The sequence below is a fragment of the Massilia aurea genome, assembly GCF_014200505.1.
Taxonomy (GTDB): domain Bacteria; phylum Pseudomonadota; class Gammaproteobacteria; order Burkholderiales; family Burkholderiaceae_D; genus Telluria; species Telluria aurea_B.
In genome coordinates this window covers 357,077-380,826 of sequence record NZ_JACHBX010000001.1, presented here as the reverse complement: position 1 = coordinate 380,826, position 23,750 = coordinate 357,077, and the positions used below count along the sequence as shown (strand labels likewise).

Sequence of the window (23,750 nt, the reverse complement as noted above, 5' to 3'; positions counted from 1 at the left end):
GGCTCGGGGCGGATAAATTAAAACAGCTCGTTGCGCGCAATGCCCGCAAACGCTTCGAAATAGTCGGGGAAAGTCTTGGCGACGCACTTCGGATCGTTGATCCGCATCGCGTTGCCGCGCCGCGCCTTGCCGTCCAGCGACGCGAGCGAAAAGCACATCGCCATCCGGTGGTCGTCGTAGGTGTCGATCGTGGCGGGCTTGAGTTCGTCCGGCGGCGTGATGCGGATGTAGTCGGGCCCCTCCTCCACTTCGGCGCCGACCTTGCGCAGTTCGGTCGCCATCGCGCTCAGGCGATCGGTTTCCTTCACGCGCCAGCTGGCGATATTGCGCAGCGTGCTCGGGCCGTCGGCGTACAGCGCCGCCACCGCAATCGTCATCGCCGCATCCGGGATGTGGTTGAAATCGGCGTCGATGGCTTTGAGCATGCCATTCGATTGCACCTCGATCCAGTTCTCGCCCCGCGTGACAATGGCGCCCATGCGTTCGAGCGCATCGGCAAAGCGCACGTCGCCCTGGATGCTGTGTTCACCGACGCCTTCGACGCGCACCGGCCCGCCCGCAATCGCGCCGGCGGCCAGGAAGTACGACGCCGACGACGCATCGCCTTCGACGTGGATCGTGCCCGGGCTTTGATAGCGCTGGCCCGGCTGCACGGTGAACGAGGCCCAGCCATTCTGCTCAACCTCGACGCCGAAGCGGCGCATCAGATTCAGCGTGATCTCGATGTACGGCTTGGAAATCAGCTCGCCGACGACGTCGATGGAGACCGGATGCGTCGTGGCCATCAGCGGCGCGGCCATCAAGAGCGCGGTCAGGAACTGGCTCGATACATTGCCGCGCACGGCCATGCGGTTGGCCGTGATGTGGCCGCGGCGGATGCGCAGCGGCGGAAAGCCCTGCTCGCCCGTGTACTCGATCTGCGCGCCGACGGCGTTCAATGCGTCGACCAGGTCGCCGATCGGACGCTCGTGCATGCGCGAGACGCCATGCAGCGTGTAGTCGCCGCCGATCACGGCCAGCGCCGCCGTCAGCGGCCGGATCGCCGTGCCGGCATTGCCCATGAACAGATCGGCCGCAGCCTCGGGCAGCACGCCGCCGTTGCCATGCACGATGACCGTGCGCTCGTCGACTTCGTCCCAGCGGATGCCCAGCGAGCGCAGTGCGCCCAGCATGACCATCGTGTCGTCGGATGCCAGCATGTCGTGGATCGTGGTCGTGCCCTCGGCCAGCGCGGCCAGCAGCAGCGTGCGGTTCGAGATGCTCTTGGAGCCCGGCAGCCGCACCACGCCCTGCGCGTGCAGCACGGGTTCGAGGTCGATATGCTGCGGATAGTGTTTTTGCTGCGTCATGTGTTTTCCTGAATAGGCGCGCGAGTCGAGCCGGCTTCGATGGCGATCTGCCACTCGTGGCGGGCGCGCTGCGCGTTCGCATAAATATCGTGCAATCCGGCCCCGTCGCCGGCGGCGAGCATGGTCCGCATCGCCGTCAATTGTGCCAGATAGGCATCCAGCTCGGTCAACAGCGCAGCCTGGTTGGCCAGGCTGATGTCGCGCCACATTTCGGGCGATGAACCGGCGATGCGCGTGAAGTCGCGAAAGCCGCTGGCGGCGTACTGGAACAGCATGTCGGCGTGCGGCTTGCCGGCGAGGTCGTCCACCAGCGCGTAGGCCAGCAAGTGCGGCAGATGGCTGACGGCGGCAAACACGCGGTCATGGTCTTCTGGCGTCAGTTGATGCATCACGGCGCCGCAGGCGCGCCAGGCGGCAGCGACCCGTTCGACGTCGCCTGGTGCGTTCTCGGGCAACGGCGTGAGCACGGCCTTCTTGCCCTGGTAAAGGCCAGCCAGTGCAGCGTCGGGGCCATTTGCTTCGCTGCCGGCGATCGGGTGGCCGGGCACGAACTGGTGTACCCGCTCGCCGAGCACCGTGCGGGCTGCTGCAACCACGTCGCACTTGGTGCTGCCGGCGTCGGTGACGACCGTGCCGGGCGCCAGGTGCGGCAGCAGCGCAGCCAGGATCGGCCCCGTCTGCGCCACCGGCGCGGCCAGCATGACCAGATCGGCGCCGTTCAACGCGTCGGCGTAGTCGTCACAGACCCGGTCGATGATGCCAAGGGCCAGTGCCCGCGCCAGTGCCTCGGGATGGCGGCCGATGCCGACCACTTCCCGCACCTGCCCGGCGCGTTTGAGCGCCAGCGCGAACGACCCGCCAATCAGGCCGACGCCGACGATAACGATCTTGTCCAGCATTCAGCCGAGCGCCTTCTTCAACGCCTCGATGAAGGCCGCATTCTCCTGCGGCAGGCCGATCGAGATGCGCAGCCACTGCGGCAGACCGTAGTTGCCGACCGGGCGCACGATCACGCCCTGCTTGAGCAGCGCCACGTTCACGCGCGCACCGGCGCCGTCGTCGTCGCCGACCCGCACCAGCACGAAGTTGCCGAATGATGGCACGTACTCCAGCCCCAGCTCATCAAAGGCGGCGATCATCTGGCGATAGCCGTCGGCATTGTTGCGCGCGCCCTGGTCCAGGAACGGCGTGTCGTTCAGCGCCGCGACCGCAGCGGCCTGCGCCAGCGAGTTGACGTTGAACGGCTGGCGGATGCGGTTCATCAGGTCGGTGACAGCGGGCTGCGCGATGGCAAAGCCCACGCGCAGGCCGGCCAGGCCATAGGCCTTCGAGAACGTGCGCGACACGATCAGGTTCGGGTATTTGCGCACCCAGGCGCTCGACTCGAACTGGTGTTCGGGCGCCAGGTACTCGTTGTACGCTTCGTCGAGCACGACGATCACGCGCGCCGGCACTTTTTGCAGGAACGCTTCGATCTGCGCGGCCGGGATGAAGGTGCCGGTCGGGTTGTTCGGGTTGGCGACATACACCAAACGCGTATCGGCATCGATGGCGGCCGCCATCGCATCGAGGTCGTGCCCGTAGTCGACGGCTGGCACGACGATCGCGCGGCCACCGACGCCCTGCGTGGCCAGCGCATACACGGCGAACGAATACTGCGAATACACGACCGCTTCGCCTTTTTGCACGAAGGCATGGGCCGCGATCTCGAGGATGTCGTTGCTGCCGTTGCCCAGCGTGAGCCATTCGAGCGGCACGTCGTAGCGCTTGGCCAGCGCGGTCTTCAGCTCGAAACCGTTGGCGTCCGGGTAGCGGCCCAGGTCGGCTGCCGCTTCGAGCATCGCGGCGCGGCTGGACTCTGGAATGCCGAACGGGTTTTCGTTCGACGCCAGCTTGACGATGTTCGCTTCGTCGAGACCATATTCGCGGGCCACTTCGGCGATCGGTTTGCCGGCCTGGTAGGGGGCGATGGCGCGGACGTATTCAGGACCAAATGTCGACATGAAAATCTCTCTCGTAATCGTTTAAAGGCTTTGCGGGTAGGACCCCAGCACCTTGAAGAAGGCGGCGTTGTCCTTGAGTTCCTCGAGCGCGCGCGCAACGGCGGCGTCGTGCACGTGGCCCTCGATGTCGACATAGAAGTAATACTCCCAGGTGCCGATGCGGGCCGGGCGCGATTCAAAACGCGTCATCGACACGCCGTGTTTTTCAAGGGGCGCGAGCAGGTTGTAGACGGCGCCGGCCTTGTTCGGCACGGCCAGCACGATGCCGGTACGGTCCTTGCCCGAGCGGCCGGTCTGCAACTGCCCGATCACGACGAAGCGCGTGCGGTTGTGCGGATCGTCCTGGATGTGGGCCTGCACGACGCCCAGGCGATACTGCTCGCCCGCCATCTCGCTGGCGATCGCGGCGACCGTCGGATCCTGGCTGGCCAGCACGGCCGCCTCGGCATTCGACGCGACCGCGCGGCGCTCGATGTTCGGGTAATGCTGGTTCAGCCACACCTGGCATTGTGCCAGCGCCTGCGAATGGGCGCAGACGACGGTCACGCCGTCCATCGTGCCCGTCTTGGTCATCAGGCTGTGGTGGACCGCGATCGAGACTTCGCCGCTGATGATCGTGGTCGTTGCCAGCAGCAGGTCGAGGGTGCGGTTGATGGCGCCCTCGGACGAATTCTCGACCGGGACCACGCCAAAGTCGGCGGTGCCGGCTTCGGTGGCGCGGAACACCTCATCGATCGACACGCACGGCAGCGCATCGATGGCCGTGCCGAACTGCTGGAACACGGCCTGCTCGCTGAAGGTGCCGGTGGGGCCGAGAAATGCGACCGTGACGCGCTTTTCGAGGGCGCGGCAGGACGACATGATCTCGCGGAAAATGGTCTGGACGTCGCTGTTCTTGAGCGGACCTGGATTGCGCTCGGCCACGCCGCGCAGTACCTGGGCTTCGCGCTCGGGGCGAAACACGGGCGCGTTGGTTTCGGCCTTCACGTGGCCGACAGCCTGCGCAACCTGGCCGCGCTCGCTCAACAGCTGGAGAATTTGTGCGTCGATCGCATCGATGCGTTCGCGCAAGGGGGTGAGTTTGTCTGTCATCGTTATGCTGGTTGGTCGATGTTGTTTGCGTTCGGGCGTATCAGCCGTGCATTGGACGCGTGGACGGGATACCCGTCCACCCTACGGTACACCTGTCTACCGTGCACATTGGCGTAGGGTGGACGGCTCTGCCGTCCACGCGTCCAGCTGGCCAATACGATCTACCGTCCCGCAAACGTGTTCAAATAATCGACGAGAGCCTGTACGCCCTCGATTGGCATCGCGTTGTAGATGGATGCCCGCATGCCGCCGACGGACTTGTGGCCCTTCAGTTGCAACAGCCCGCGCTCTTTGGCGCCGGCAAGGAATTGCTCGTTCAGTGATTCGTCGCGCAGGTAGAACGGGATGTTCATGCGCGAACGATAAGCCGGATCCACGCGGTTGGCGTAGAAATCATCGGCGTCGAGCGCGGCGTACAGCAGGCGCGCTTTTTCGATATTGATTGCTTCCATCGCCGCCACGCCGCCGCGCTGCTTGAGCCACGCGAACACGAGGCCGGCGATATAGATCGCATAGGTGGGCGGCGTGTTATACAGCGAATCGTGCTCGGCGCAGGTCTTCCAGTGGAAGGCCGACGGGCACTGGGGCGAGGCAAAGTCCAGCAAATCCTCTCGCACGATCACGAGCGTCAGGCCCGCCGGGCCGATGTTCTTTTGCGCGCCGGCGAAGATCACGCCGTACTTGGAGATATCGATCTGGCGCGACAGGATGTGCGACGACATGTCGGCCACGATCGGCAGATCGGCCGGCACGTCGGGCGCGTCAGGGTATTCGACGCCGTCGATGGTCTCGTTGGTGCAGATATGCAGATACGAAGCGTCGTCGCTCAGGCGCCAGGTGTCGCGCGCCGGGACACGCGTAAAGTGGTCAGGCTCGCTCGACGCCGCGATGTTCACGCGCGCAAAGCGCGCCGCTTCCTTGGCCGACTTGCCCGACCAGGTACCGGTGTGGACGAAGTCGATCACCGGGTCTGGACGGCGCCCGGCCAGGTTGAGCGGCACGATGGCGTTCTGCCCAAGCCCCCCACCCTGCTGGAACAGGATCTTGTAATTGGCCGGCACGTTCAGCAGCTCACGCAGATCAATCATCGCCTGGCGGTGGATGCTGGAAAATTCGGGACCACGGTGGCTCATCTCCATCACCGACATGCCGCTGCCATGCCAGTCGAGCATGTCGTGCGCGGCCTGTTGGAGCACCTCTTTCGGCAGTACGGCGGGGCCGGCCGAGAAATTGAAGATCTGGGTCATGCGGTCCTTTCGTGGAGGGTTATTTGCCTTGTGCGCTCTGCATGACTTCCTGCATCAGGCCATTCAGGCGCGGCGCGACGATGCGCTGGCCGATCGCCATGCTTTCGGCGGACAGGCGCGGGCTCAGGGCCAGCATCTTGCGGCCCAGCGGCGTGCGATAGAACGCGGTCAGCTCCTTCAGTTCGGCGACCGTGTAGTTATTGGCGTACAGCGGCGCGATGTCGACCATCATTTCATCGATCAGCGCCGGATCCTTGAACATGCGGTTGATTGCTTGCGACGCCACGGGCAAGACCTGCTCGACCTTGGCCAGCGCGGCTTTCTTTTTCTGGGCATCGGCGCCCGGATCGGCGTTGATCACGGCCGTCAGCTGTGCGCGCATCATCTGTGGCAGCGCCTTTTCCATCTCGGCGAACGACGCGGCCATCATCTTGCGCACGTCCATCGCGTCGAGCAGTTCCTTGACGGCGGCGCTGGCTTGCGGGCTGGCGGCGGTGGCAGCGGCCACCGGGGCCGGCGCGGTTTGCGCCACGGCAAACGAGGGCGCAGCAGCGACAGCGGTAACGATGGTCAGGGAACGGAGAAAGTGTTTCATCAGGAGTCCATGCGGGTGGCAGAGCCCGGCGACTTGGGACAATGGCCGGCCTGCCGGGCCGGCCGTTCGAAGTGACAGCAACAGGGACGACAGCACGCCCCTGCTCAGTACGATATTACTCGGGCGCCGGCTCGAACTCGACTTCTTCGAGGTCGGTTTCGACGATGCGCTGCAGGCCCGACAGCTTGGTGCCGTCTTCCACGGCGATGAGGGTCACGCCCTGCGTCGCGCGGCCCATCTCGCGGATCTCGGAGACGCGCGTACGAATCAGCACGCCGCCCGTCGTGATCAGCATGATCTCGTCGCTTGGCTCGACCAGGGTCGCCGCCACCACCTTGCCGTTACGCTCGGAGGTCTGGATCGCGATCATGCCCTTCGTGCCGCGGCCATGGCGGGTGTACTCCGTGATCGGGGTACGCTTGCCGAAGCCGTTCTCGGTCGCGGTGAGGACGGTTTGCTGCTCGTTCTCGGCCACCAGGAGCGCAATGACTTCCTGGCCTTCTTCGAGGTTCATGCCGCGCACGCCGCGCGCCGTACGGCCCATCGGACGCACGTCGTTCTCGTCGAAGCGCACCGCCTTGCCGGCGTCGGAGAACAGCATCACGTCGTGCTTGCCGTCGGTGAGCGCCGCGCCAACCAGCACATCGCCCTCGTCCAGGTCGACCGCGATGATGCCGGCTTTGCGTGGATTGGAGAAGTCGCGCAGCGGCGTCTTCTTGACGGTGCCCAGCGAGGTGGACATGAAGACGTAATGGTCTTCAGGGAAGGTGCGGTTCTCGCCCTGCAGCGGCAGCACGACGGTGATCTTTTCGTTGTCCTGCAGCGGGAACATGTTGACGATCGGCTTGCCGCGCGAATTGCGCGAGCCTTGCGGCACTTCCCAGACCTTGAGCCAGTACATGCGGCCACGGTTGCTGAAGCACAGGATGTAGTCGTGCGTGTTGGCGATGAAGAGCTGGTCGATCCAGTCGTCTTCTTTCGTTGCCATCGCCTGCTTGCCACGGCCACCGCGCTTTTGCGCGCGGTATTCGGACACCGGCTGCGACTTCATGTAGCCCGAGTGCGACAGCGTCACGACCATGTCCTGCGGCGTGATCAGGTCTTCGGTTTCGAGGTCGCTGGCATTGTGCTCGATGGCCGAACGGCGCGCATCCTTGCCGTTGTCGGCGTACTCGGATTTGATCGCCGTCATTTCGTCGACGATGATCGTGGTGACGCGCTCGGGCTTGGACAGGATGTCGAGCAGGTCGGCGATGTGGGTCATCACTTCCTTGTACTCGTTGACGATCTTGTCCTGCTCCAGGCCCGTCAGGCGCTGCAGACGCATCTGCAGAATCTCTTGCGCCTGCTCGTCCGACAGCTTGTACAGGCCGTCCGGCTGCATGCCATAGTGCTTTGGCAGGTGCTCGGGACGGAAGGCTTCGATGCCGCCGGCCGCGCCGGTTTCGGTGCGGTTGAGCATTTCGCGCACCAGGGACGAATCCCAGGCTTGCTGCATCAGCTCGACCTTGGCAACCGGTGGCGATGGCGCCGCCTTGATGATCGCGATGAAATCGTCGATATTGGCCAACGCAACAGCCAGGCCTTCGAGCATGTGGCCGCGGTCGCGCGCCTTGCGCAGTTCGAACACGGTACGGCGCGTGACGACTTCGCGGCGGTGCGACAGGAAGCACTCGAGCATCTGCTTGAGGTTCAGCAGTTTCGGCTGGCCATTGACCAGCGCCACCATGTTCATGCCGAACGTGTCTTGCAGCTGCGTTTGCTTGTACAGGTTGTTCAGTACGACTTCGGGGACTTCGCCGCGCTTGAGCTCGATCACGACGCGCATGCCCGACTTGTCGGACTCGTCGCGGATGTCGGAAATGCCTTCGAGCTTCTTGTCGCGCACGTTTTCAGCGATGCGCTCGAGCAGCGACTTCTTGTTCACCTGGTATGGCAGCTCATCGATGATGATCGCCGTACGGGCGCCGTCGCGGCCGATTTCTTCGAAGTGGGTCTTGGCGCGCATCACGACGCGGCCACGACCGGTGCGGTAACCGTCGCGCACGCCCGAGACGCCATAGATGATGCCGGCGGTCGGGAAGTCCGGTGCCGGGATCAGCTCGATCAGCTCGTCAATCGTGCAATCCGGGTTGTGCAGCACGTGCATCGCGCCGGCAATCACTTCGGACAGGTTGTGCGGCGGAATATTCGTGGCCATGCCGACCGCGATGCCCGACGAACCGTTGATCAACAGGTTCGGGATGCGGGTTGGCAGGACGGTCGGCTCTTTCTCTTTGCCGTCGTAGTTCGGCTGGAAGTCGACGGTGTCCTTGTCGATGTCGGCCAGAATTTCGCCGGCAATCTTGTCCAGGCGGCACTCGGTGTAACGCATCGCTGCGGCGCTGTCGCCGTCGATGGAACCGAAGTTGCCCTGGCCATCGACCAGCGTGTAGCGCAGCGAGAAGTCTTGCGCCATGCGCACGAGCGTGTCGTAGATCGACGAGTCGCCGTGCGGGTGGAACTTGCCCATCGTGTCGCCGACGACGCGCGCGCACTTCAGGTAAGGCCGGTTCCACACGTTGTTCATTTCGTGCATCGCGTACAGGACGCGGCGGTGCACTGGCTTTAAGCCGTCGCGGACATCCGGCAGAGCGCGGCCGACGATCACGCTCATCGCGTAATCGAGATAGCTCTTGCGCATCTCTTCTTCGAGGGAAATCGGGACTGTTTCTTTTGCGAATTGATCCATTGGCGGGTCGACTGCTTTCAGGCGAAAGTTATAAGTTACAGCGGGCGATTCTACCACGCGCAACATAGTAGTTGCTCAATTCCCGGCCATGCCTTTTTGACACGGGAAATCCGGACTGGACTCACTAAAAGTTCCAGTATTGTCGTCACCAGCGACGCCTGCTTGCATAAATGTTGCGCTTAAACAACGTCAATCAACAAATGCTCGGTGTTTGATTTAGGTGCAGTCGTACGATTTTGGTGCGTGTGGCAGAATGGCCAGGAAGTCAATTGCTTGTTTCACAATACGAAACGGACAGAGCAGCCACCATGTTATTGTTATGACCACATGGAGACTGTCTGAATCGACACGGAATTTACCGAAAGGAAAAGAATATGAAAAAAATGATCACTGTTCTGTTCGCAGCAACGGCCGCCATCGCGGGCGTCGCTTCTGCCCAAAGCGCCCCACCTTATGCGCCGCTGACCACTGACCTGCAAGCGCGCACCCCATACAGCGCTTATGTGCAGGACAGCCGCGGCGTGATCGCACGCAATCCTTTCGGTCTGTGCTGGCGTACCGGCTACTGGACCCCGGCTGATGCGGTCCCAGGTTGCGACGCGCCACTGTGCGTCGAGCCAGAAAAGCTTGAAAACGGCAAGTGCGTCGCGCCACCAGCGCCAGTCGCCCCTGCACCAGCACCGGCACCAGTGCCTGAAGCAGCCCCAGTGCCAACCTCGGAAAAAGTCAGCTACTCGGCCGACGCCTTCTTCGACTTCGACAAGGCGATCCTGAAGCCAGCCGGCAAGGCATCGCTGGACGAGCTGAGCGGCAAGCTGGGCGACATGAACCTGGAAGTCATCATCGCCGTCGGTCACACTGACTCGGTCGGTACCGATGCGTACAACCAGAAACTGTCGATCCGCCGCGCAGAAGCTGTCAAGGCTTACCTGAAGGGCAAGGGCATCGAAGAAACCCGCATCTACACCGAAGGCAAGGGCGAGAGCCAGCCTAAAGCGGACAACGCTACCGCCGAAGGCCGCGCACAGAACCGTCGCGTGGAAATCGAAGTGGTCGGCACCCGCGGCGCTGCCAAGTAATCGTCAACAGTAGTTGCAGTAAGCACGTCGTCCCCGCGCAGGCGGGGACCCAAGTTTGCAAGCGTTTCGTTCACGCTAAACTTGGGTCCCCGCTTTCGCGGGGACGACGTCGTTTTAGGTATCGACGATTCAAGTACATCTGGCTCCCCGCATGCGCGGGGACGACCTTCTCCCGAATCGGGAGAAGGTCGGTTATTATTCCGAGCTATGACGACGACAAATTCAGACCCATCAGAAATTCAGAAGTTCAGCGAACTGGCCCACCGCTGGTGGGATCCGACCTCGGAATTCCGGCCGCTGCACGAGATCAATCCCCTGCGCCTCGAGTGGATCAATGCGCGCGTGCCGCTGGCCGGCAAGAACGTGATCGATATCGGTTGCGGCGGCGGCGTGCTGTCCGAGTCGATGGCGAAAAAAGGCGCCAAGGTCACCGGCATCGATCTGTCGGAAAAAGCGCTGAAGGTCGCTGACCTGCACAGCCTGGAATCCGGGGTCGAAGTGCGCTACAAGCACATCGCTGCCGAAGACATGGCCCTGGCAGAACCAGGCCAGTTCGATGTGGTCACCTGCATGGAAATGCTGGAACACGTGCCCGACCCGGCATCGATCGTGCGCGCCGCAGCAGCCCTGGTCAAACCGGGCGGCCACCTGTTCTTCTCGACGCTCAACCGCAATCCAAAGTCGTACCTGTTCGCCGTGATCGGCGCCGAGTACATCCTGCGCATGCTTCCGCGCGGCACGCACGACTACGGCAAGTTCATCACGCCCGCCGAGCTGTCGCAGTTTGTGCGCCAGGCCGGCCTGCAGGTCGATGGTCTCAAGGGCCTGACCTACAACCCGCTGACCAAGATCTATTCACTCAACAGCGACACCAGTGTGAACTACATGGTGGCGTGCACCAAACCCCTGTGATCCGATGACCTTCCCCCCTTCGATTCCGGCGCCGCGCGCCGTCCTGTTCGACCTCGATGGCACGCTGGCCGACACCGCGCCCGACCTGGCTGCGGCCGTCAACTGGCTGCGCACCGAGCGCGGCCTGGCCGAGACGCCGTACGAAGTGCTGCGCCCTACGGCCTCGGCCGGTGCGCGCGGCATGATCGGGGCTGCCTTTGGCCTGGCACCGGGCGACGACGGTTACGAAGAGCTGCGCCTGGCCTGGTTCGACCGCTATCAAACGGCGATGTCGACCCATACGACGCTGTTCGACGGCATCAACGAACTGCTCACCGGCATCGAACAAGCCGGTATGGCATGGGGCATCGTCACCAACAAGCCCTCGCGCTTCACCGACCCGCTGGTGCCGCAAATCGCGCTGGCGCACGCCGGCTGCATCGTCTCGGGCGACACGACGGCGTTTGCCAAGCCGCACCCGGCGCCCGTGCTCGAAGGCGCCCGCCGCCTGGGCGTCGCACCAGAACAGTGCTGGTACGTCGGTGACGACCTGCGCGATATCGAAGCCGGCAAGGCCGCCGGCATGATCACGGTGGCCTGCGCCTGGGGTTATTGCGGCGCGATCGCTCAGTCGACCTGGGGCGCTGATTACCTGTTCGACACACCGGAGCAATTGCTGGCTGCACTGCGCGATGCTGCAGATCGCACGTCGCGCGCGGATCGGGCAGCCTGATCGCGCGGTCAAACTGATTTCACACTGACTTCAATCCACGATGGCGCCCTCTTCCGGGCGCCATTTTTGTTTGTACTCGCCAAGGATGGTGGCTTACATCTCTTTACGATTGATACAGGGATGCGTCTAGCTTGGAAGCGGGCTCGCCAGTAATCTACATCCATACAAACAAGCAATAGCTTACTGGAGCAGATCATGGAAAACACCACCAACCGCATTCACCCAATGATGGCAGCCGCAGCAGCGTCGGTCATCATCGTCAGCCTGACCGGTGCCGCAGCGATCACTGGTCTGCTGCCATCGTCCAAGAGCGCGCCCGAGCCAATGCCGCTGGCAGCCACCTCGCCCTACAATCAGCAGCAGCCTGGCATGCAGCAACCAGGCCTGCAAGTGCCTAACGGCTATATGGTCCAGAACGGCCAGCTGGTGCCGGTCGCGGCCAACCAGCAGCAACTGGTTCCTGCCATGGTCCCGGCGATGGTGCCGGCCAATCAGCTGGCCTATGCCCAGCCAGTGGCCCAGCAGCAGCAGCCGACCGTGATCATCAAGGAAAAGCCGGTGGTGCGCGTGGTCGAGAAAACCCGCGTCGTGCACGCCGCGCCGAAGCAAGTTCACTATGAACAGCGGCGATACGCAGAACCAGCGCCAGCACAACCGAACTATGTCGGCATCGGTACCGGCGCCGTCATTGGCGGCCTGATCGGCAATCAGATCGGCGGCGGTAACGGCAAGAAACTGGCCACCGTGGCCGGCGTGATCGGCGGCGGTATGCTTGGCAACGAAATTGCCAACCGCAACCGTTAAGCACGCGACAACCACACACCTCCCCTTGGCCGCAAGCTGATCAGCTTGCGGCTTTTTTCTTGAAAATGCTGACGATGATGTCGCTCGGGAAAATGCTCAAGACGGGGATGGCGCAGCGAATGACGATATATTGCAGATACAGTGACACCGGTGCGGCCTTGCCCACATAGCGCAGCCGTTCCATCAGGCCTTCAGCGCGCAGTGCAGGCAACTCGGCTGTTTTCGCCATCGTGAATCCTTGCTTGAGCACCAGTTCACGCAGATTGCGCGGGTCAAAATAATGGACGTGCGGTGACGGCATATCCTTTTGCCACATGCGCTCGAACGGACCGCGCCAGCCGATCCGTGCCAGTACCTTGGACACCCGGTAGAAAAAGCCGCGGCTATTGGGCAGGTTCAGGATCAGAATCCCCCCATCATTCAGATGCGCGTGGCAAGCTGCCAGTGCGCTATGAATATCGGGAATATGCTCGATCACATCGTTGAAGACGATCGCATCGAAGCGCTCGTCGCGGCCCACGGCATCCGGAAAATAACCCGAGCGCACTGGCAAGCCACGCGCAGCCGCCCGCCCACCCACCTCGGCATCGGGCTCGACACCGAGCACATCGAATTGCCCGCGAGCCGCCTCGAGGAACCAGCCGTGCGCGCTGCCCACATCCAGCAGCCGCGGGTTGCTGGCCGAAACATGCTGTCTGGCATAGCCGACAATCGTGTTGAAATTCTCGACACGCAATGCCTTCAAGGCCGCCTCACGCTGTGCTTCATCCATGGGCACGGCACTGGGCGCATTGATCGCCGGCGTCAACGCGGCGCTTTCATAGCGACAACCAAGGCATCTGGCGTGCCAGCCAGTCAGTCCCGCGATCTGCGAACCGCCACAAACGATGCATGTCATTACGGACCCTGTCGTTACATAACGAATTCGACGAGCATATTGCAATTCGGGCATGCGTTGCGGGTTTCTCACCGAATGCGACTTTAAGGCGCTTCTAATGAAAACGGGTGTACATCACGAGCTCATGGAGTACAATAAAACTTCTCGACACTGGGGGCGACCTGGTTTCGACGTGGGTTGCAAAGCAGCGCAGGGCATACCGAGGACTGGTTACCTCGTAAATACATCCAGAAATCAATAACTGCAAACGATAACTCGTACGCACAAGCAGCTTAATTGCTGCTAGCTCTACAACACCTCGCCTCTGGGGTGAGTCGCAAGACTAGTAGAGTCATTTACAGAGGCTAGGACTCAGCCGGGTTACTTGGTTGTTTCCGAAATTTAAGGTAACTCGCCTGTCCAAAGCGTGCACATCCGCGCTGTACGGGCTAAATTAAATGATAGTGCTAAGTATGTAGAACTGTCTGTAGAGTGCTTGCGGACGCGGGTTCGATTCCCGCCGCCTCCACCAGTATTCCTAAAAAACCGTCCAGTGGACGGTTTTTTTTCGCCTGCGCTCCAGGCGGCGGGAATCGAACCCGCGGGACGCGGGGGATTTCCGGGAATTCGGGGAGCACTGCTCCCCGCCGGAAATCCGCCTTGCGCTTGCAAGCGCAAGGCTCTCCGATTCGCCTGACCAGAGGGAAATCGCTCCGCGATTTCTTGCCCTCCCGCCTCTGCTAGAACGCACCCGACTTCGACCGGAGCGCAGTGTCACGCAAAGCAAAGCAAACCAAAAACCAAGCAACACCCCGCGCACGCCACCCACCATGTCTTTCTAGCAAGTTCAGCTATGATAACGCCCCCACAGGCGCGTCGAAATCACCAGCAACGCAGACGCACCAAGCACCACAACCCAGAATGCACATGAAGTCCGCCCCGATAACCCTGCAACAACGCCCCACAGAATACGCCACGATCAACCTGCTGAAAGCCATCTCCGCCCAACTGATCGTCCTGCACCACCTGGCCTTCTACGGCCCCATGGCCGACTACACCCGCGAGGCACTCCCTGACCTGATCGACTGGCTCGCCCAGGACGCCCGCATCGCCGTCCAGATCTTCCTCGTCATCGGCGGCTTCCTCGCCGCAAAGTCATTGTCGCCCCAGGCATTGTCCGGCCCGGCGAATCCGTTAAAAACCATCCTGCGCCGCTACACCAAGCTAGCGCCACCATTCTTCGTGGCGATCCTGCTGGCCGTTGCCGCCTCATGGCTCGCAGGCCTCTGGATGACACATGACGCCATCTCCGCACCGCCCAGTGCAGGACAATTGCTCGCCCATGCGTTCCTGCTGCATGACGTGCTTGCCTACGACGCGCTCTCGGCCGGCGCCTGGTACGTCGCCATCGATCTGCAGCTGTATGCCATGTTCAGCATCCTGCTATGGGCTTGCAGCCGCGCATCCGCATCGGCCACGCCAACCTATCTGATCCCGGCCATGACGGCCATTGCCACCGGCGCTTCGCTGCTGTACTTCAACCTGGACGCCGACTGGGACGTCTGGGCCCCCTACTTTCTCGGCAGTTACGGCCTGGGCGCGCTGGCCTGGTGGGCGAGCGATCCTGCCCGCCGTCCGCGCTCAGTCGCCATTCTGTTGCTGATGATGACCGTGCCGGCGCTGCTCGCGCTGACGGTCGACTTTCGCAGCCGAATTGCCCTTGCGCTGCTCATCGCGTGTGTCCTGGTCGCGTTCGGCCGCACGCAGGCCGCGTCGACTGCACCCGGGCAATGGCGCGTCGTCAGCAGCGCCGGGAACATCTCGTTCTCCATATTCCTGGTGCATTTCCCTGTGTGCCTCATCATCAATGCGGCGTTCACTCGCTTTGCGCCGCAGGACGTGCTCGTGCAGACTGCCGGCGTCATCCTCGCTTGGATTGCCAGCATGATCGCCGGCGCCCTCTTCCATCACGGCGTCGAATTGCCGCTCGGACGTGCGCTCACACTGGCGCCAAGGCGCCGCGCCGCCCTTGCCTGATGCCCGGATGTGCCGATGGCGTGCCCGCCACGCGCCTTGCCGATTAGCTACTGCTGAGTTACCATAGCGCCGCCCTTGGGGAGTAGCCTGCTTCCTCTTTCGGAAGTTTGTCGCATCAACATACTTGACGCTCAACGTCATGGTGCGCAAGCCTTCTGGTTGGCAAGACCATTGGCATGTTTGCGTGACGTTCGGGCCACGCGACATGCCTTTTGTCGTGCCCGATCGGAAAGCTGTCATGTCTCTCGTTGCCATCCTCATCCTCGCCTTCGCCATGTCTACCGACGCCTTTGCCGTCGCCATTGCCATGGGCGCGCGCCGCCATCACGTACGTTTCAAGGATGCATTGAAGGTGGGCCTGCTGTTCGGGGTGATCGAGGGCGTGACGCCGCTGGTCGGCTGGGCGCTGGGCAGCATCGCCGCCTCTTACGTCGAGAGCTGGGATCACTGGGTCGCCTTCGTCCTGCTCTGCGGACTCGGCGTGCGCATGATCCACGAAGGCCTCTCCCCACCGGAAGACGCCGAAGACTCGAACCGGCCGCTGTGGCTGCTGGCATTGACGGGTTTCGCCACCAGCATCGACGCCATGGTCGTCGGCGTGAGTCTGGCCTTTACGGCCACCCATATCGTCTGGCCGGCGCTGGCCATTGGCCTGGCGACGCTGACGATGGTGACACTGGGAATGCTGGTAGGCCGCCGCATTGGCGCCCTGGCGGGCAAGCGCGCCGAAATCTTCGGCGGCCTGGTATTGATCGCGGTCGGTTGCGTCACGCTGTGGGAACACATGCAGTGACGCGGCACGGCCGTTGACGACTAGAACATTACGAGGTCGGCCCTGGATCGGTGCCAGCCTCTTGCAGCACCATCAGTTGCTTCATGATGGCTTCGTTGAACGCCGGAATATCGTCCGGCTTGCGGCTCGTGATCAGTTTGCCGTCGACGACCACTTCGTCATCGGTCCATTCGGCGCCGGCATTGACCAGGTCGATCTGCAGCGTCGGCCAGCTGGTCATATGCTTCGACTCGGCAATGCCGGCGTCGATCAGCGGCCACGGGCCATGGCAGATCGCGGCAATCGGCTTGTCGCCGTCGCCAAAGGCCTTGATGAAGGCGATCGATTCCGGGCTCGAGCGCAGATTGTCGGGATTGGCCACGCCGCCCGGCAGCAGGAGCAGATCGTAGTCGTTTGCGTTGGCATCTTCCACGTTCAGTTCGACCGCGTACTTGTCGCCTGGTTCGAGGTGATTGAAGCCCTGGATCTGTTCGCCCACTTTCTTTGGCGAGATCAGCACAACGGTCACGCCCTGCGCTTCGAGGAACTGGCGCGGCTTGGTGTATTCGACTTGCTCGACGCCGTCGGTCATCAGGACCGCGACGCGGCGGCCGTCAAGTGATTGGGTTGCTGCTGGTTCGAGATGATCTGCCGGCTGCATGTTTTCTGCTTGTTGCATGGTGCCTCCTGGTCGATGGTTTGTTAATTCGTTGACATCGATTGTAGGCTGCCCGTCACATGTGTGGCGCGCGTATGCCGTCAGGAATCGAACGTGTCACTCGAGCAGGTAGCACATATCGTCGCGATCGCGTGCTGCACTTCGCGTGCACAGGAAGCCATTCAGCCCCAGCCGCGCCGAACCGCCGAGCCGGGCGCCATGGACCGCCTCGCGCCGCAACACAACTTGCAGTACGCGATACGGCACGTCGATGGCAAAGCGCCCGAGCAAGGCAGCCAATGCGCGGCTGCCCTCCTGCCCCGGGAGGAACCGTTCAAACTCAACGGCGCTCACCGGGCCCAGGCGGATGCGGATGCCGAGCTCGGGCCGCAGCAGCCGCGCCCCTGCCGTGGCGCCCGCTCCCAGCACGCAATTGCCCTGGGCCAGCAGCGTGCGCTGGTCCGGGGCGAGCACGTCCCAGCGGCCGGTAAATTGTTCGACACGCACTGCCACGCCAAAGCAGGCGCCGAGTACGCCAGCGATCAGGTCAGCGCTGACCACGCGGCTGCGCAGCGGCGCGGCAAACCGGGCCATGGCATCGGCCTCAGCCACGTCTTGCTGCCCCGACGCCACGCCAGCCAGCGCCAGCAGCAGCGGCTGGAAACGGTCGACGCCCGCCGCCAGCGGTTGCCGTACCCGGTACTTGCACCAGGCGCGGTAGAACAGCGCCACCTGGCGGCTGGAAAACAGATCGAGAAAGGCGCGCGGCCCATCGTCGCGGTTGCGCAGTTCCCAGGCGGCGAACCGTTCGGTGTAGTGCAGCGGCAAGGCGCCCATCACGCCGAGCAACCCCATCATCGCGGGTGTGATCGTGATTGCCGGCACGTCGCCGGTGCCAGGCTCGATGGCCTCGATCTCGCTCGGTGGAAAGCCCAGCCCGACGCTGTTGCGAAAGCGAATGACGCCGCCAAGCGCCTGCTCCGGGCCGATTCCCTGCCGGTCGAGCCAGCGCAGCAGCAGGCGTACCGCCTGGAAAAATTCGTAGCGCTGCGGGTGCGCCAGCAGGTCGGCAATCACCCACTACACCAGCGTCAGGCTGCCACTGCGTGGCTCACAGCGCAGAAGCTCCTTGCCGCTCTGGCCAGAAATCAACACGAGCCGCGTGAAACTGTTCAAGTGAACATACAGCCCCAGAAAGCGGCTGACCACCTGCGCGAAGACGAACACGCTGCTGCCGGCGAACGCTTCTTCGTCCAGCGTCAGCCGCACCTCGGTGCCGTGCACGAGCGTGGCGCCGTGCCGGTTGCGCAGCCACGCCGTGGCCGGCAGCGCGGCCAGCGCGGTAAGGCCGGCGATCTGGCGCTGCGAACTGCCCGAACGCGCCAGGTCGTACAGCGCCAGCGTGTCGCGGAAGGCGTCGAGCTGGGCCAGCGAACGGTGATTCAGCGCCAGCTGGGCCACGAGGCGCCAGCCGCTGCCGTCGCGGTTGCCAAAGTGCAGCGGCACCGATGGCTTGCGCAGCAGGCGGATGGGCACGCCGCCCGTCGCCGTTTCGCTGGCTAGGTCGCCACCCGACGCGCCAACGCCCACCGCGCAGGCCGCCTGGCCGTTGCTGCAGGTCAGCTCGATCGACGCGATCGCTGGCTCGGGTCCGGCCAGCGCCGTGTCGTCGTCGCTGAAGGCGATCTGCATGCGGTGCCGGCGCTCGCCTCCATCCATGCGGCGGTCGAACCAGTAGCGCTGGCCCTCGCCGTCTTCGCCATGGCGCAGGCCATAACAGGGGCGATAGGTCACGCCGGTCGTCTTGCCGCCACGCGTCGTCAGTACCTGCACCGCGTCGATGCTATACACCTCGACGTCTTCTTCGTGCCGGCCCGGCACCACGTCGTACAGGGCCGAACGGTGCGTGATGCGCACTGGCGCCGCCGCTTGCCGGAATAAATTGACCACCGGCGCGCAGCCCGCGAGCAAGTGCTGGTGCGACAGCGCGCGCAGGACACGCGCCGCGCCGGCGTCTGCGTGCAGGCCGGTCAGCAGCACATGCAGCGTGAAGCGACGCGCGCCGGCGGGAAACATCGGCGCCAGCGCCGCCAGATCGACGTCGAGGAAGTGGAACTTGTCGGGGAAGGCAAAGTATTCGGTCAGCAAGCGGTACGCGGGATGGGCATGCGCCGGTTCGGGCACCAGGGCTTCGTCAGGCTCGAGGCCGCCAAGCGACAAGGCCGGGCGGTCCAGACGGCGCCAGCGGTCCTGCCCTTCCGTCTCGACCCACGTTTCCAGCGTGTGCAGGCACAGGCTGTCGATCAGCGCGGCCGTCAGCAGAGCGTCGCCGTCGACGTGCAGCCGCAAGCGCGCCAGGCCTAGCCTGGGCAAGAGCCGGCACGGTATGGCGCTGTCGATAGTCATGCTGATGCGCGCGCTAGCGCGGGCCGGCAGCCGGAGCGGCGGCGGCATCTGCGCCACCGGCGAAAACCAGGCGCGCGTGACCGTTACTGGCGCCAATGCGAGGTCGGCCGTCGTGCGGAAGCGGCATGGCGCGCCGCCTGCGGCCAGCGACGTCATCTCGGTGCCGCGCGGCACCACGTGCACGTGGCCGAGTGTGGCAGAGCTGGCCTGGCGGTCGCTGTCGTCGACGCGCACGATCGAGCAGCTCGGGATGCCGTGCAGGAAATGCGGATACAGGCTGCCGAGCAGCGCCTCGGTGAATTCCGGGTAATCGTCGTCGAGCTTTTTCGCGGTGCGCGCATTGAGCAGCGCGCACGCCTGAATCAGGCGCCGGATGTGCGGATCCTCGCTGCCTTCCGGCCCCAGGCCAAGCTCGGCGGCCAGCTTCGGATACTGGTGGGCAAGCTCGCGGCCGACCGTGTTCAGGTAGACCAGCTCGCGCTCGTAATAGGGCAACAGCGCTTTCATTGCATTCTCCCTCAGGCTGACACGCTACGGTCGGTCAGATCGCGCGCATGGCCGTTGTGAAAGCGCAATGGATGCGCGCGGATAAACGACACGTTGCAGCGCGTGGACAGTGCGGCTTCCACCGGCCTTGACAATAAGTCAGTAAAATCCTGGGTTCCCTTAGTCGAGCCCGCATCATGACCACCTCCGCCACACCGATCCGTACCGAAATTCTCACCCTGTGGCGCCTGTCGTGGCCCGTGCTGGTCGGCCAGTTGGCCACCGTCGGGATGGGCGTGGTCGATGTCGCCATGACCGGGCACGTCAGCGCCGAAGAGCTGGCCGCGGTGTCGCTCGGCACGGCGGTGTGGTCGATCGTGCTAGTGACCGTGATGGGCACGATGATGGCGATCAATACCGTCGTCGCGCACGAAATGGGCGCCGCGCGGCACGATCAGGTACCCCACTCGGTGCGCCAGGCAATGTGGAAAGGCTTATTGGTCGGCACCATCGCGATGCTGTTTGCCAACCTGTGCACGCTGCTGTTCGACCATGTCGGGCTCGATGCCCACGTCGCCGCGCGGGCGTCGCTGGTCGTGCACGTGATCAGCGTCGGCTTGCCAGCCTTTGGCGTCTACCGCGCGCTGTACGGCTACACGACCAGCATCAACCAGACCAAGCCAATCATGTGGATCGCCATTTTCGGTCTGCTGTACAACACCCTCGTGAGCTGGCTGCTCGTGTTTGGCGAGCTGGGCTTCCCGCGCCTGGGCGCAGTCGGCTGCGCCATTGCAACGGCCAGCGGCATGTGGCTGATGCTGGGCGTGATGCTGTGGTGGGTGCGGCGCTCGCCGGCCTACCGCATGACCTACCCGTTCGACCGTTTCGAAGGCCCGGACGCCACGGCCATCGGCAGCATGCTGCGCCTCGGCCTGCCGATCGGCGTGACCTATTTCGCCGAGGTCAGCGCCTTTGGCCTGATCAGTCTGCTGGTCGCGCGCTATGGCGTCGTGCAAGTCTCAGCGCACCAGATCGCGCTTAACTTTGCGTCGCTCGTGTTCATGCTGCCACTCAGTTTCGCGATTGGCATGCTCACCCGCGTCGGCCAGGCGATGGGCGAAGGCGACCCAGAGCGGGCCCGCTTCGTCGGCTGGGTCGGCGTGGGCGTGTCGCTGACGTTTGGGGCGCTGGCAGCGCTGTTCATCGCCATCTTCCGCTGGGAAATCGCAGCGGCCTACACGTCCGATCCAGCCGTGCAGCAAGTGACGGCTCACTTGCTGCTGTTCGCGGCGCTGTTCCAGTTGTCGGATGCGACCCAGGTTGCGACTGCCTCGGCCATCCGCGGCTACCAGGTGACGCGCCCGCCGATGGTGATTCAGCTGGTCTCGTTCTGGGGCTTGTCGCTGCCACTCGGTTGCGTGCTGGGGCTGGCGCCGCAATGGTTCCCATGGACGCCTGCGGCGCCGATGGAAGCCACCGGGTTCTGGATCGGCCTCGTGTTCGCGTTGACCGTCGCTGCAGTGCTGCTGACCTGGCAATTCGAGAAGCTGGCGCGCCAGCGTATCCGTGAGGGTGGGGCGAAAGCGTTGGTGTCCTAGTTTTTATGACATGTCATTACAGCGCTGGCAGTCTGACTCTGGTATCGTCTCGCCGTTGCTGTCAATTAAACATCCACCAGAGAAACTATGCGCCCTCTCCTCGTCCTTCTGGCTGCTCTCACGGCCGTTCCTGCCATGGCTGAACGTCTGACCCTCGACCGTATTTATGGCGATGCCTCGCTGGCCGGCGCCAGCGTGCGCAATCTGCGCGTGTCGCCGGACGGCGAACGCGTGACCTTCCTGCGCCCGCGCGCCGACGACCAGTACCGTCTCGACCTGTGGGAATACAACACCAAGAGCAAGGCTACGCAGCGCCTGGTGGATTCGAAGCAACTGGTGCCGACCGAGACCTTGTCGCTCGAAGAAAAAGCACGCCGCGAGCGCGCCCGCACCGCTGGCCTGTCGGGCATCCTGAATTATTTCTGGTCGCCGGACGGCAAGCAGTTGCTGGTGCCGGTCGGTGGTGACCTGTACCTGGTCGATGCGGCCAAGCCAGAGAACGCACGCAAGGTCGCTTCGGGCAGCGTGACCGATCCGAAGATCTCGCCGCGCGGCCGCTATGTCTCGTTCGTGCGCAACCAGAACCTGGTCGTGATCGACCTGAAAAGCGGCGCCGAGCGCCAGCTGACCACGGATGGCAAGGGCACCGTACACAACGGCGCGGCCGAGTTCATCGCGCAGGAAGAAATGAGCCAGACCACCGGCTACTACTGGGCGCCGGACGATTCGGCCATTGCCTATCGCCGCTACGATGAAGCGCCGGTGCCGGTTGTGCGCCGCTTCGAGATCTTCGCCGATCGCACCGAGGTGATCGATCAGCATTACCCGGCCGCGGGCGATCCGAACGTGCTGATCGACCTGATGCTGGTCGACCCGGCCACGGGCGTGCAGCGCAAGGTCGACCTGGGCGCGGACAAGGACATCTATCTGGTGCGTGCCGATTTCAGCGCCGATGCCAAGACGCTCGTGTACCAGCGCCAGACGCGCGACCAGAAGCGCCTGGACCTGGTGGCCGTCGATGTCGGCTCGCTGGCGCAGCGCCCACTGTTTTCGGAAAACTCGACCACCTGGGTCAGCATCCACAACGACCTGCGCTTCCTGAAAAACCGCAAGGCCTTCATCTGGGCCTCGGAGCGCAGCGGCTACAACCACCTGTACCTGTACGACCTGGACGGCAAGCTGCTGCACCCGATCTCGCGCGGCGCATGGGGCGTGGACGATGTGCTGGCGGTCGATGAAGGCGCCGGCAAGGTGTACGTGTCGTCGAACCGCGACGCCGTGATCGACAAGCAAACCTATGCGCTGGCCCTGGACGGCAGCAGCGCCGACAAGCCGGCCCGCATCACGCAGGGCGACGGCTGGCACGATGCGGCGTTTGCCGGCAATGGCAAATTGTTTGTCGATACCTATTCGAACCCGCGCACCCCACCACAAGTGTCGATCCGCCGCGCCGATGGCGCGATGGTCGAGTGGATCGAAAAGAACGAGCTCAATGCCAACCACCCGTACACGCGCCACATGGCCGACCATCTGGCGACCGAATACGGCACGATGAAGGCCAACGATGGCCAGACGCTGCACTATTCGATCATCAAGCCGGCCAATTTCGATGCGAGCAAGCGCTATCCGGTGTTCTTGTTCACCTATGGCGGCCCGCACTCGCAGCGCGTGACCCGCGCCTGGGGCAATTATTTTGACCAGTACATGGCGCAGCAGGGCTTCGTGGTGTTCCGCCTCGATAACCGTGGCTCGGGCCGCCGCGAGCGCGCCTTCACCGACGTGCTGTACAACAATCTGGGCAAGCACGAAGTCGAAGACCAGGTGACCGGCATCGACTGGCTGGCCAAGCAGAGCTTTGTCGATCCAAAGCGCATCGGCGTGTTCGGCTGGAGCTATGGCGGTTTCATGACATTGCGTCTGCTGTCGGCAGCATCGGACAAGATCGCGATGGGCGTGTCGGTGGCGCCGGTGACCGACTGGTCGCTGTACGACACCCATTACACCGAACAGTTCGTCGGCGCGACGCCGAAGAGCGATCCGGAAGCTTATAAACGCAGCGGCGTGTTTGCGCATCTGGATGGCATGAAGTCGCCATTGCTGCTGGTGCATGGCATGGCCGATGACAATGTGCTGTTCTCGAACACCACGCTCCTGATCGATGAGCTGGTCAAGCGCAATGTGCAATTCGACCTGATGACGTACCCGGGCGCCAAGCATGGCATCTCGGGGCGCACCAGCCAGCGCCACGTGTATGGCTTGATCGAAGCGTACTTCAAGCGCCACCTGGCCGAGACACCGGCAAAATAAGGCGGTTGCACCAGACGTAAAAAAGCCGCATCGGAAACGATGCGGCTTTTTCTTCGTCCATTCACCTGCCGCTATCAGCGGCTGG

19 protein-coding genes, 1 other RNA gene and 1 riboswitch are annotated in these 23,750 nt (G+C 63.4%); of the genes, 9 read left to right on the top strand and 11 right to left on the bottom strand.

Annotation, left to right across the window (positions count from 1 at the left end):
* Positions 1-17 precede the first annotated feature (17 nt).
* The 7 genes from aroA to gyrA all read right to left on the bottom strand — a co-directional run bounded on the left by aroA (position 18) and on the right by gyrA (position 9,017).
* Positions 18-1,349, bottom strand: a complete 1,332-nt coding sequence (gene aroA, locus HD842_RS01605; RefSeq protein ID WP_183550075.1) for a 3-phosphoshikimate 1-carboxyvinyltransferase — start codon at positions 1,347-1,349, stop codon at positions 18-20.
* Positions 1,346-2,248: a prephenate dehydrogenase gene (locus HD842_RS01600; protein ID WP_183550072.1), complete on the bottom strand. Its 903-nt coding sequence runs from the start codon at positions 2,246-2,248 to the stop codon at positions 1,346-1,348. Before HD842_RS01600 ends, aroA begins: the two co-directional genes overlap by 4 nt.
* A complete protein-coding gene (gene hisC / locus HD842_RS01595; RefSeq protein WP_183550070.1) occupies positions 2,249-3,352 on the bottom strand; it encodes a histidinol-phosphate transaminase in 1,104 nt (367 codons plus the stop codon). It abuts the gene before it with no gap.
* 21 nt (positions 3,353-3,373) lie between these two features.
* Positions 3,374-4,444, bottom strand: coding sequence for a prephenate dehydratase (gene pheA, locus HD842_RS01590; protein ID WP_183550066.1), 1,071 nt, complete (start codon positions 4,442-4,444; stop codon positions 3,374-3,376).
* Between the two features lie 161 nt (positions 4,445-4,605).
* Entirely contained in the window at positions 4,606-5,691 is a 1,086-nt protein-coding gene (gene serC, locus HD842_RS01585; RefSeq protein ID WP_183550063.1) for a 3-phosphoserine/phosphohydroxythreonine transaminase, read from the bottom strand.
* A gap of 19 nt (positions 5,692-5,710) precedes the next feature.
* On the bottom strand, positions 5,711-6,286 hold the full coding sequence (locus HD842_RS01580; RefSeq protein WP_183550060.1) for a DUF2059 domain-containing protein: 576 nt from the start codon (positions 6,284-6,286) through the stop codon (positions 5,711-5,713).
* A 115-nt stretch (positions 6,287-6,401) separates the two neighbouring features.
* Positions 6,402-9,017, bottom strand: coding sequence for a DNA gyrase subunit A (gyrA, locus tag HD842_RS01575; RefSeq protein WP_183550057.1), 2,616 nt, complete (start codon positions 9,015-9,017; stop codon positions 6,402-6,404).
* A gap of 374 nt (positions 9,018-9,391) precedes the next feature.
* Here gyrA and ompA point away from each other — a divergent pair, with 374 nt between their 5' ends.
* The 4 genes from ompA (at position 9,392) to HD842_RS01555 (ending at position 12,524) form a co-directional block, all read left to right on the top strand.
* Positions 9,392-10,096, top strand: coding sequence for an outer membrane protein OmpA (gene ompA, locus HD842_RS01570; RefSeq protein ID WP_183550055.1), 705 nt, complete (start codon positions 9,392-9,394; stop codon positions 10,094-10,096).
* A gap of 207 nt (positions 10,097-10,303) precedes the next feature.
* Positions 10,304-11,008: a bifunctional 2-polyprenyl-6-hydroxyphenol methylase/3-demethylubiquinol 3-O-methyltransferase UbiG gene (ubiG, locus tag HD842_RS01565; protein ID WP_183550052.1), complete on the top strand. Its 705-nt coding sequence runs from the start codon at positions 10,304-10,306 to the stop codon at positions 11,006-11,008.
* A gap of 4 nt (positions 11,009-11,012) precedes the next feature.
* Positions 11,013-11,720, top strand: coding sequence for an HAD family hydrolase (locus HD842_RS01560; RefSeq protein WP_183550048.1), 708 nt, complete (start codon positions 11,013-11,015; stop codon positions 11,718-11,720).
* Positions 11,721-11,915: 195 nt separating this feature from the next.
* Positions 11,916-12,524 carry a glycine zipper 2TM domain-containing protein gene (locus tag HD842_RS01555; protein WP_183550045.1) on the top strand — a complete coding sequence of 203 codons (609 nt, stop codon included), beginning with the start codon at positions 11,916-11,918 and terminating at the stop codon, positions 12,522-12,524.
* A 40-nt stretch (positions 12,525-12,564) separates the two neighbouring features.
* Here HD842_RS01555 and HD842_RS01550 read toward each other — a convergent pair whose 3' ends face one another.
* A complete protein-coding gene (locus HD842_RS01550) occupies positions 12,565-13,422 on the bottom strand; it encodes a class I SAM-dependent methyltransferase (RefSeq protein ID WP_183550042.1) in 858 nt (285 codons plus the stop codon).
* Positions 13,423-13,574: 152 nt separating this feature from the next.
* Here HD842_RS01550 and ssrA point away from each other — a divergent pair.
* From ssrA to HD842_RS01535, 3 genes are all read left to right on the top strand, one after another.
* Positions 13,575-13,933, top strand: a transfer-messenger RNA (tmRNA) gene (gene ssrA / locus HD842_RS01545).
* 389 nt (positions 13,934-14,322) lie between these two features.
* Complete coding sequence (locus tag HD842_RS01540) at positions 14,323-15,438, top strand: acyltransferase family protein (protein WP_229424546.1); 1,116 nt, start codon at positions 14,323-14,325, stop codon at positions 15,436-15,438.
* Between the two features lie 61 nt (positions 15,439-15,499).
* Positions 15,500-15,673, top strand: a riboswitch (yybP-ykoY riboswitch).
* A gap of 3 nt (positions 15,674-15,676) precedes the next feature.
* Positions 15,677-16,231, top strand: coding sequence for a manganese efflux pump MntP (locus tag HD842_RS01535; RefSeq protein WP_183550039.1), 555 nt, complete (start codon positions 15,677-15,679; stop codon positions 16,229-16,231).
* A 28-nt stretch (positions 16,232-16,259) separates the two neighbouring features.
* Here the strand turns inward: HD842_RS01535 and HD842_RS01530 are convergent, their stop codons facing one another.
* The 3 genes from HD842_RS01530 to tssF form a co-directional block, all read right to left on the bottom strand.
* Entirely contained in the window at positions 16,260-16,889 is a 630-nt protein-coding gene (locus HD842_RS01530; protein WP_183550036.1) for a type 1 glutamine amidotransferase domain-containing protein, read from the bottom strand.
* 96 nt (positions 16,890-16,985) lie between these two features.
* Entirely contained in the window at positions 16,986-17,945 is a 960-nt protein-coding gene (gene tssG / locus HD842_RS01525; RefSeq protein WP_183550033.1) for a type VI secretion system baseplate subunit TssG, read from the bottom strand.
* Positions 17,946-17,948: 3 nt separating this feature from the next.
* A complete protein-coding gene (tssF, locus tag HD842_RS01520) occupies positions 17,949-19,781 on the bottom strand; it encodes a type VI secretion system baseplate subunit TssF (protein WP_183550030.1) in 1,833 nt (610 codons plus the stop codon).
* 176 nt (positions 19,782-19,957) lie between these two features.
* On the opposite strand from tssF, the gene HD842_RS01515 reads away from it, so the two are divergent.
* A complete protein-coding gene (locus tag HD842_RS01515) occupies positions 19,958-21,358 on the top strand; it encodes an MATE family efflux transporter (protein WP_183550027.1) in 1,401 nt (466 codons plus the stop codon).
* Positions 21,359-21,445: 87 nt separating this feature from the next.
* Positions 21,446-23,665, top strand: coding sequence for a S9 family peptidase (locus HD842_RS01510; protein WP_183550024.1), 2,220 nt, complete (start codon positions 21,446-21,448; stop codon positions 23,663-23,665).
* The last annotated feature ends 85 nt before the right edge of the window (positions 23,666-23,750 follow it).

Excerpts from the sequence above, each read along its gene's own strand:
- serC (WP_183550063.1), bottom strand. The coding sequence starts at position 5,691 with ATGACCCAGATCTTCAATTTCTCGGCCGGCCCCGCCGTACTGCCGAAA.
- HD842_RS01600 (WP_183550072.1), bottom strand. The coding sequence starts at position 2,248 with ATGCTGGACAAGATCGTTATCGTCGGCGTCGGCCTGATTGGCGGGTCG.
- ubiG (WP_183550052.1), top strand. The coding sequence starts at position 10,304 with ATGACGACGACAAATTCAGACCCATCAGAAATTCAGAAGTTCAGCGAA.
- gyrA (WP_183550057.1), bottom strand. The coding sequence starts at position 9,017 with ATGGATCAATTCGCAAAAGAAACAGTCCCGATTTCCCTCGAAGAAGAG.
- aroA (WP_183550075.1), bottom strand. The coding sequence starts at position 1,349 with ATGACGCAGCAAAAACACTATCCGCAGCATATCGACCTCGAACCCGTG.
- HD842_RS01550 (WP_183550042.1), bottom strand. The coding sequence starts at position 13,422 with ATGACATGCATCGTTTGTGGCGGTTCGCAGATCGCGGGACTGACTGGC.
- pheA (WP_183550066.1), bottom strand. The coding sequence starts at position 4,444 with ATGACAGACAAACTCACCCCCTTGCGCGAACGCATCGATGCGATCGAC.
- ompA (WP_183550055.1), top strand. The coding sequence starts at position 9,392 with ATGAAAAAAATGATCACTGTTCTGTTCGCAGCAACGGCCGCCATCGCG.
- hisC (WP_183550070.1), bottom strand. The coding sequence starts at position 3,352 with ATGTCGACATTTGGTCCTGAATACGTCCGCGCCATCGCCCCCTACCAG.
- HD842_RS01535 (WP_183550039.1), top strand. The coding sequence starts at position 15,677 with ATGTCTCTCGTTGCCATCCTCATCCTCGCCTTCGCCATGTCTACCGAC.
- HD842_RS01560 (WP_183550048.1), top strand. The coding sequence starts at position 11,013 with ATGACCTTCCCCCCTTCGATTCCGGCGCCGCGCGCCGTCCTGTTCGAC.
- HD842_RS01540 (WP_229424546.1), top strand. The coding sequence starts at position 14,323 with ATGCACATGAAGTCCGCCCCGATAACCCTGCAACAACGCCCCACAGAA.
- HD842_RS01510 (WP_183550024.1), top strand. The coding sequence starts at position 21,446 with ATGCGCCCTCTCCTCGTCCTTCTGGCTGCTCTCACGGCCGTTCCTGCC.
- HD842_RS01530 (WP_183550036.1), bottom strand. The coding sequence starts at position 16,889 with ATGCAACAAGCAGAAAACATGCAGCCGGCAGATCATCTCGAACCAGCA.
- HD842_RS01555 (WP_183550045.1), top strand. The coding sequence starts at position 11,916 with ATGGAAAACACCACCAACCGCATTCACCCAATGATGGCAGCCGCAGCA.
- HD842_RS01515 (WP_183550027.1), top strand. The coding sequence starts at position 19,958 with ATGACCACCTCCGCCACACCGATCCGTACCGAAATTCTCACCCTGTGG.
- HD842_RS01580 (WP_183550060.1), bottom strand. The coding sequence starts at position 6,286 with ATGAAACACTTTCTCCGTTCCCTGACCATCGTTACCGCTGTCGCTGCT.
- tssF (WP_183550030.1), bottom strand. The coding sequence starts at position 19,781 with ATGAAAGCGCTGTTGCCCTATTACGAGCGCGAGCTGGTCTACCTGAAC.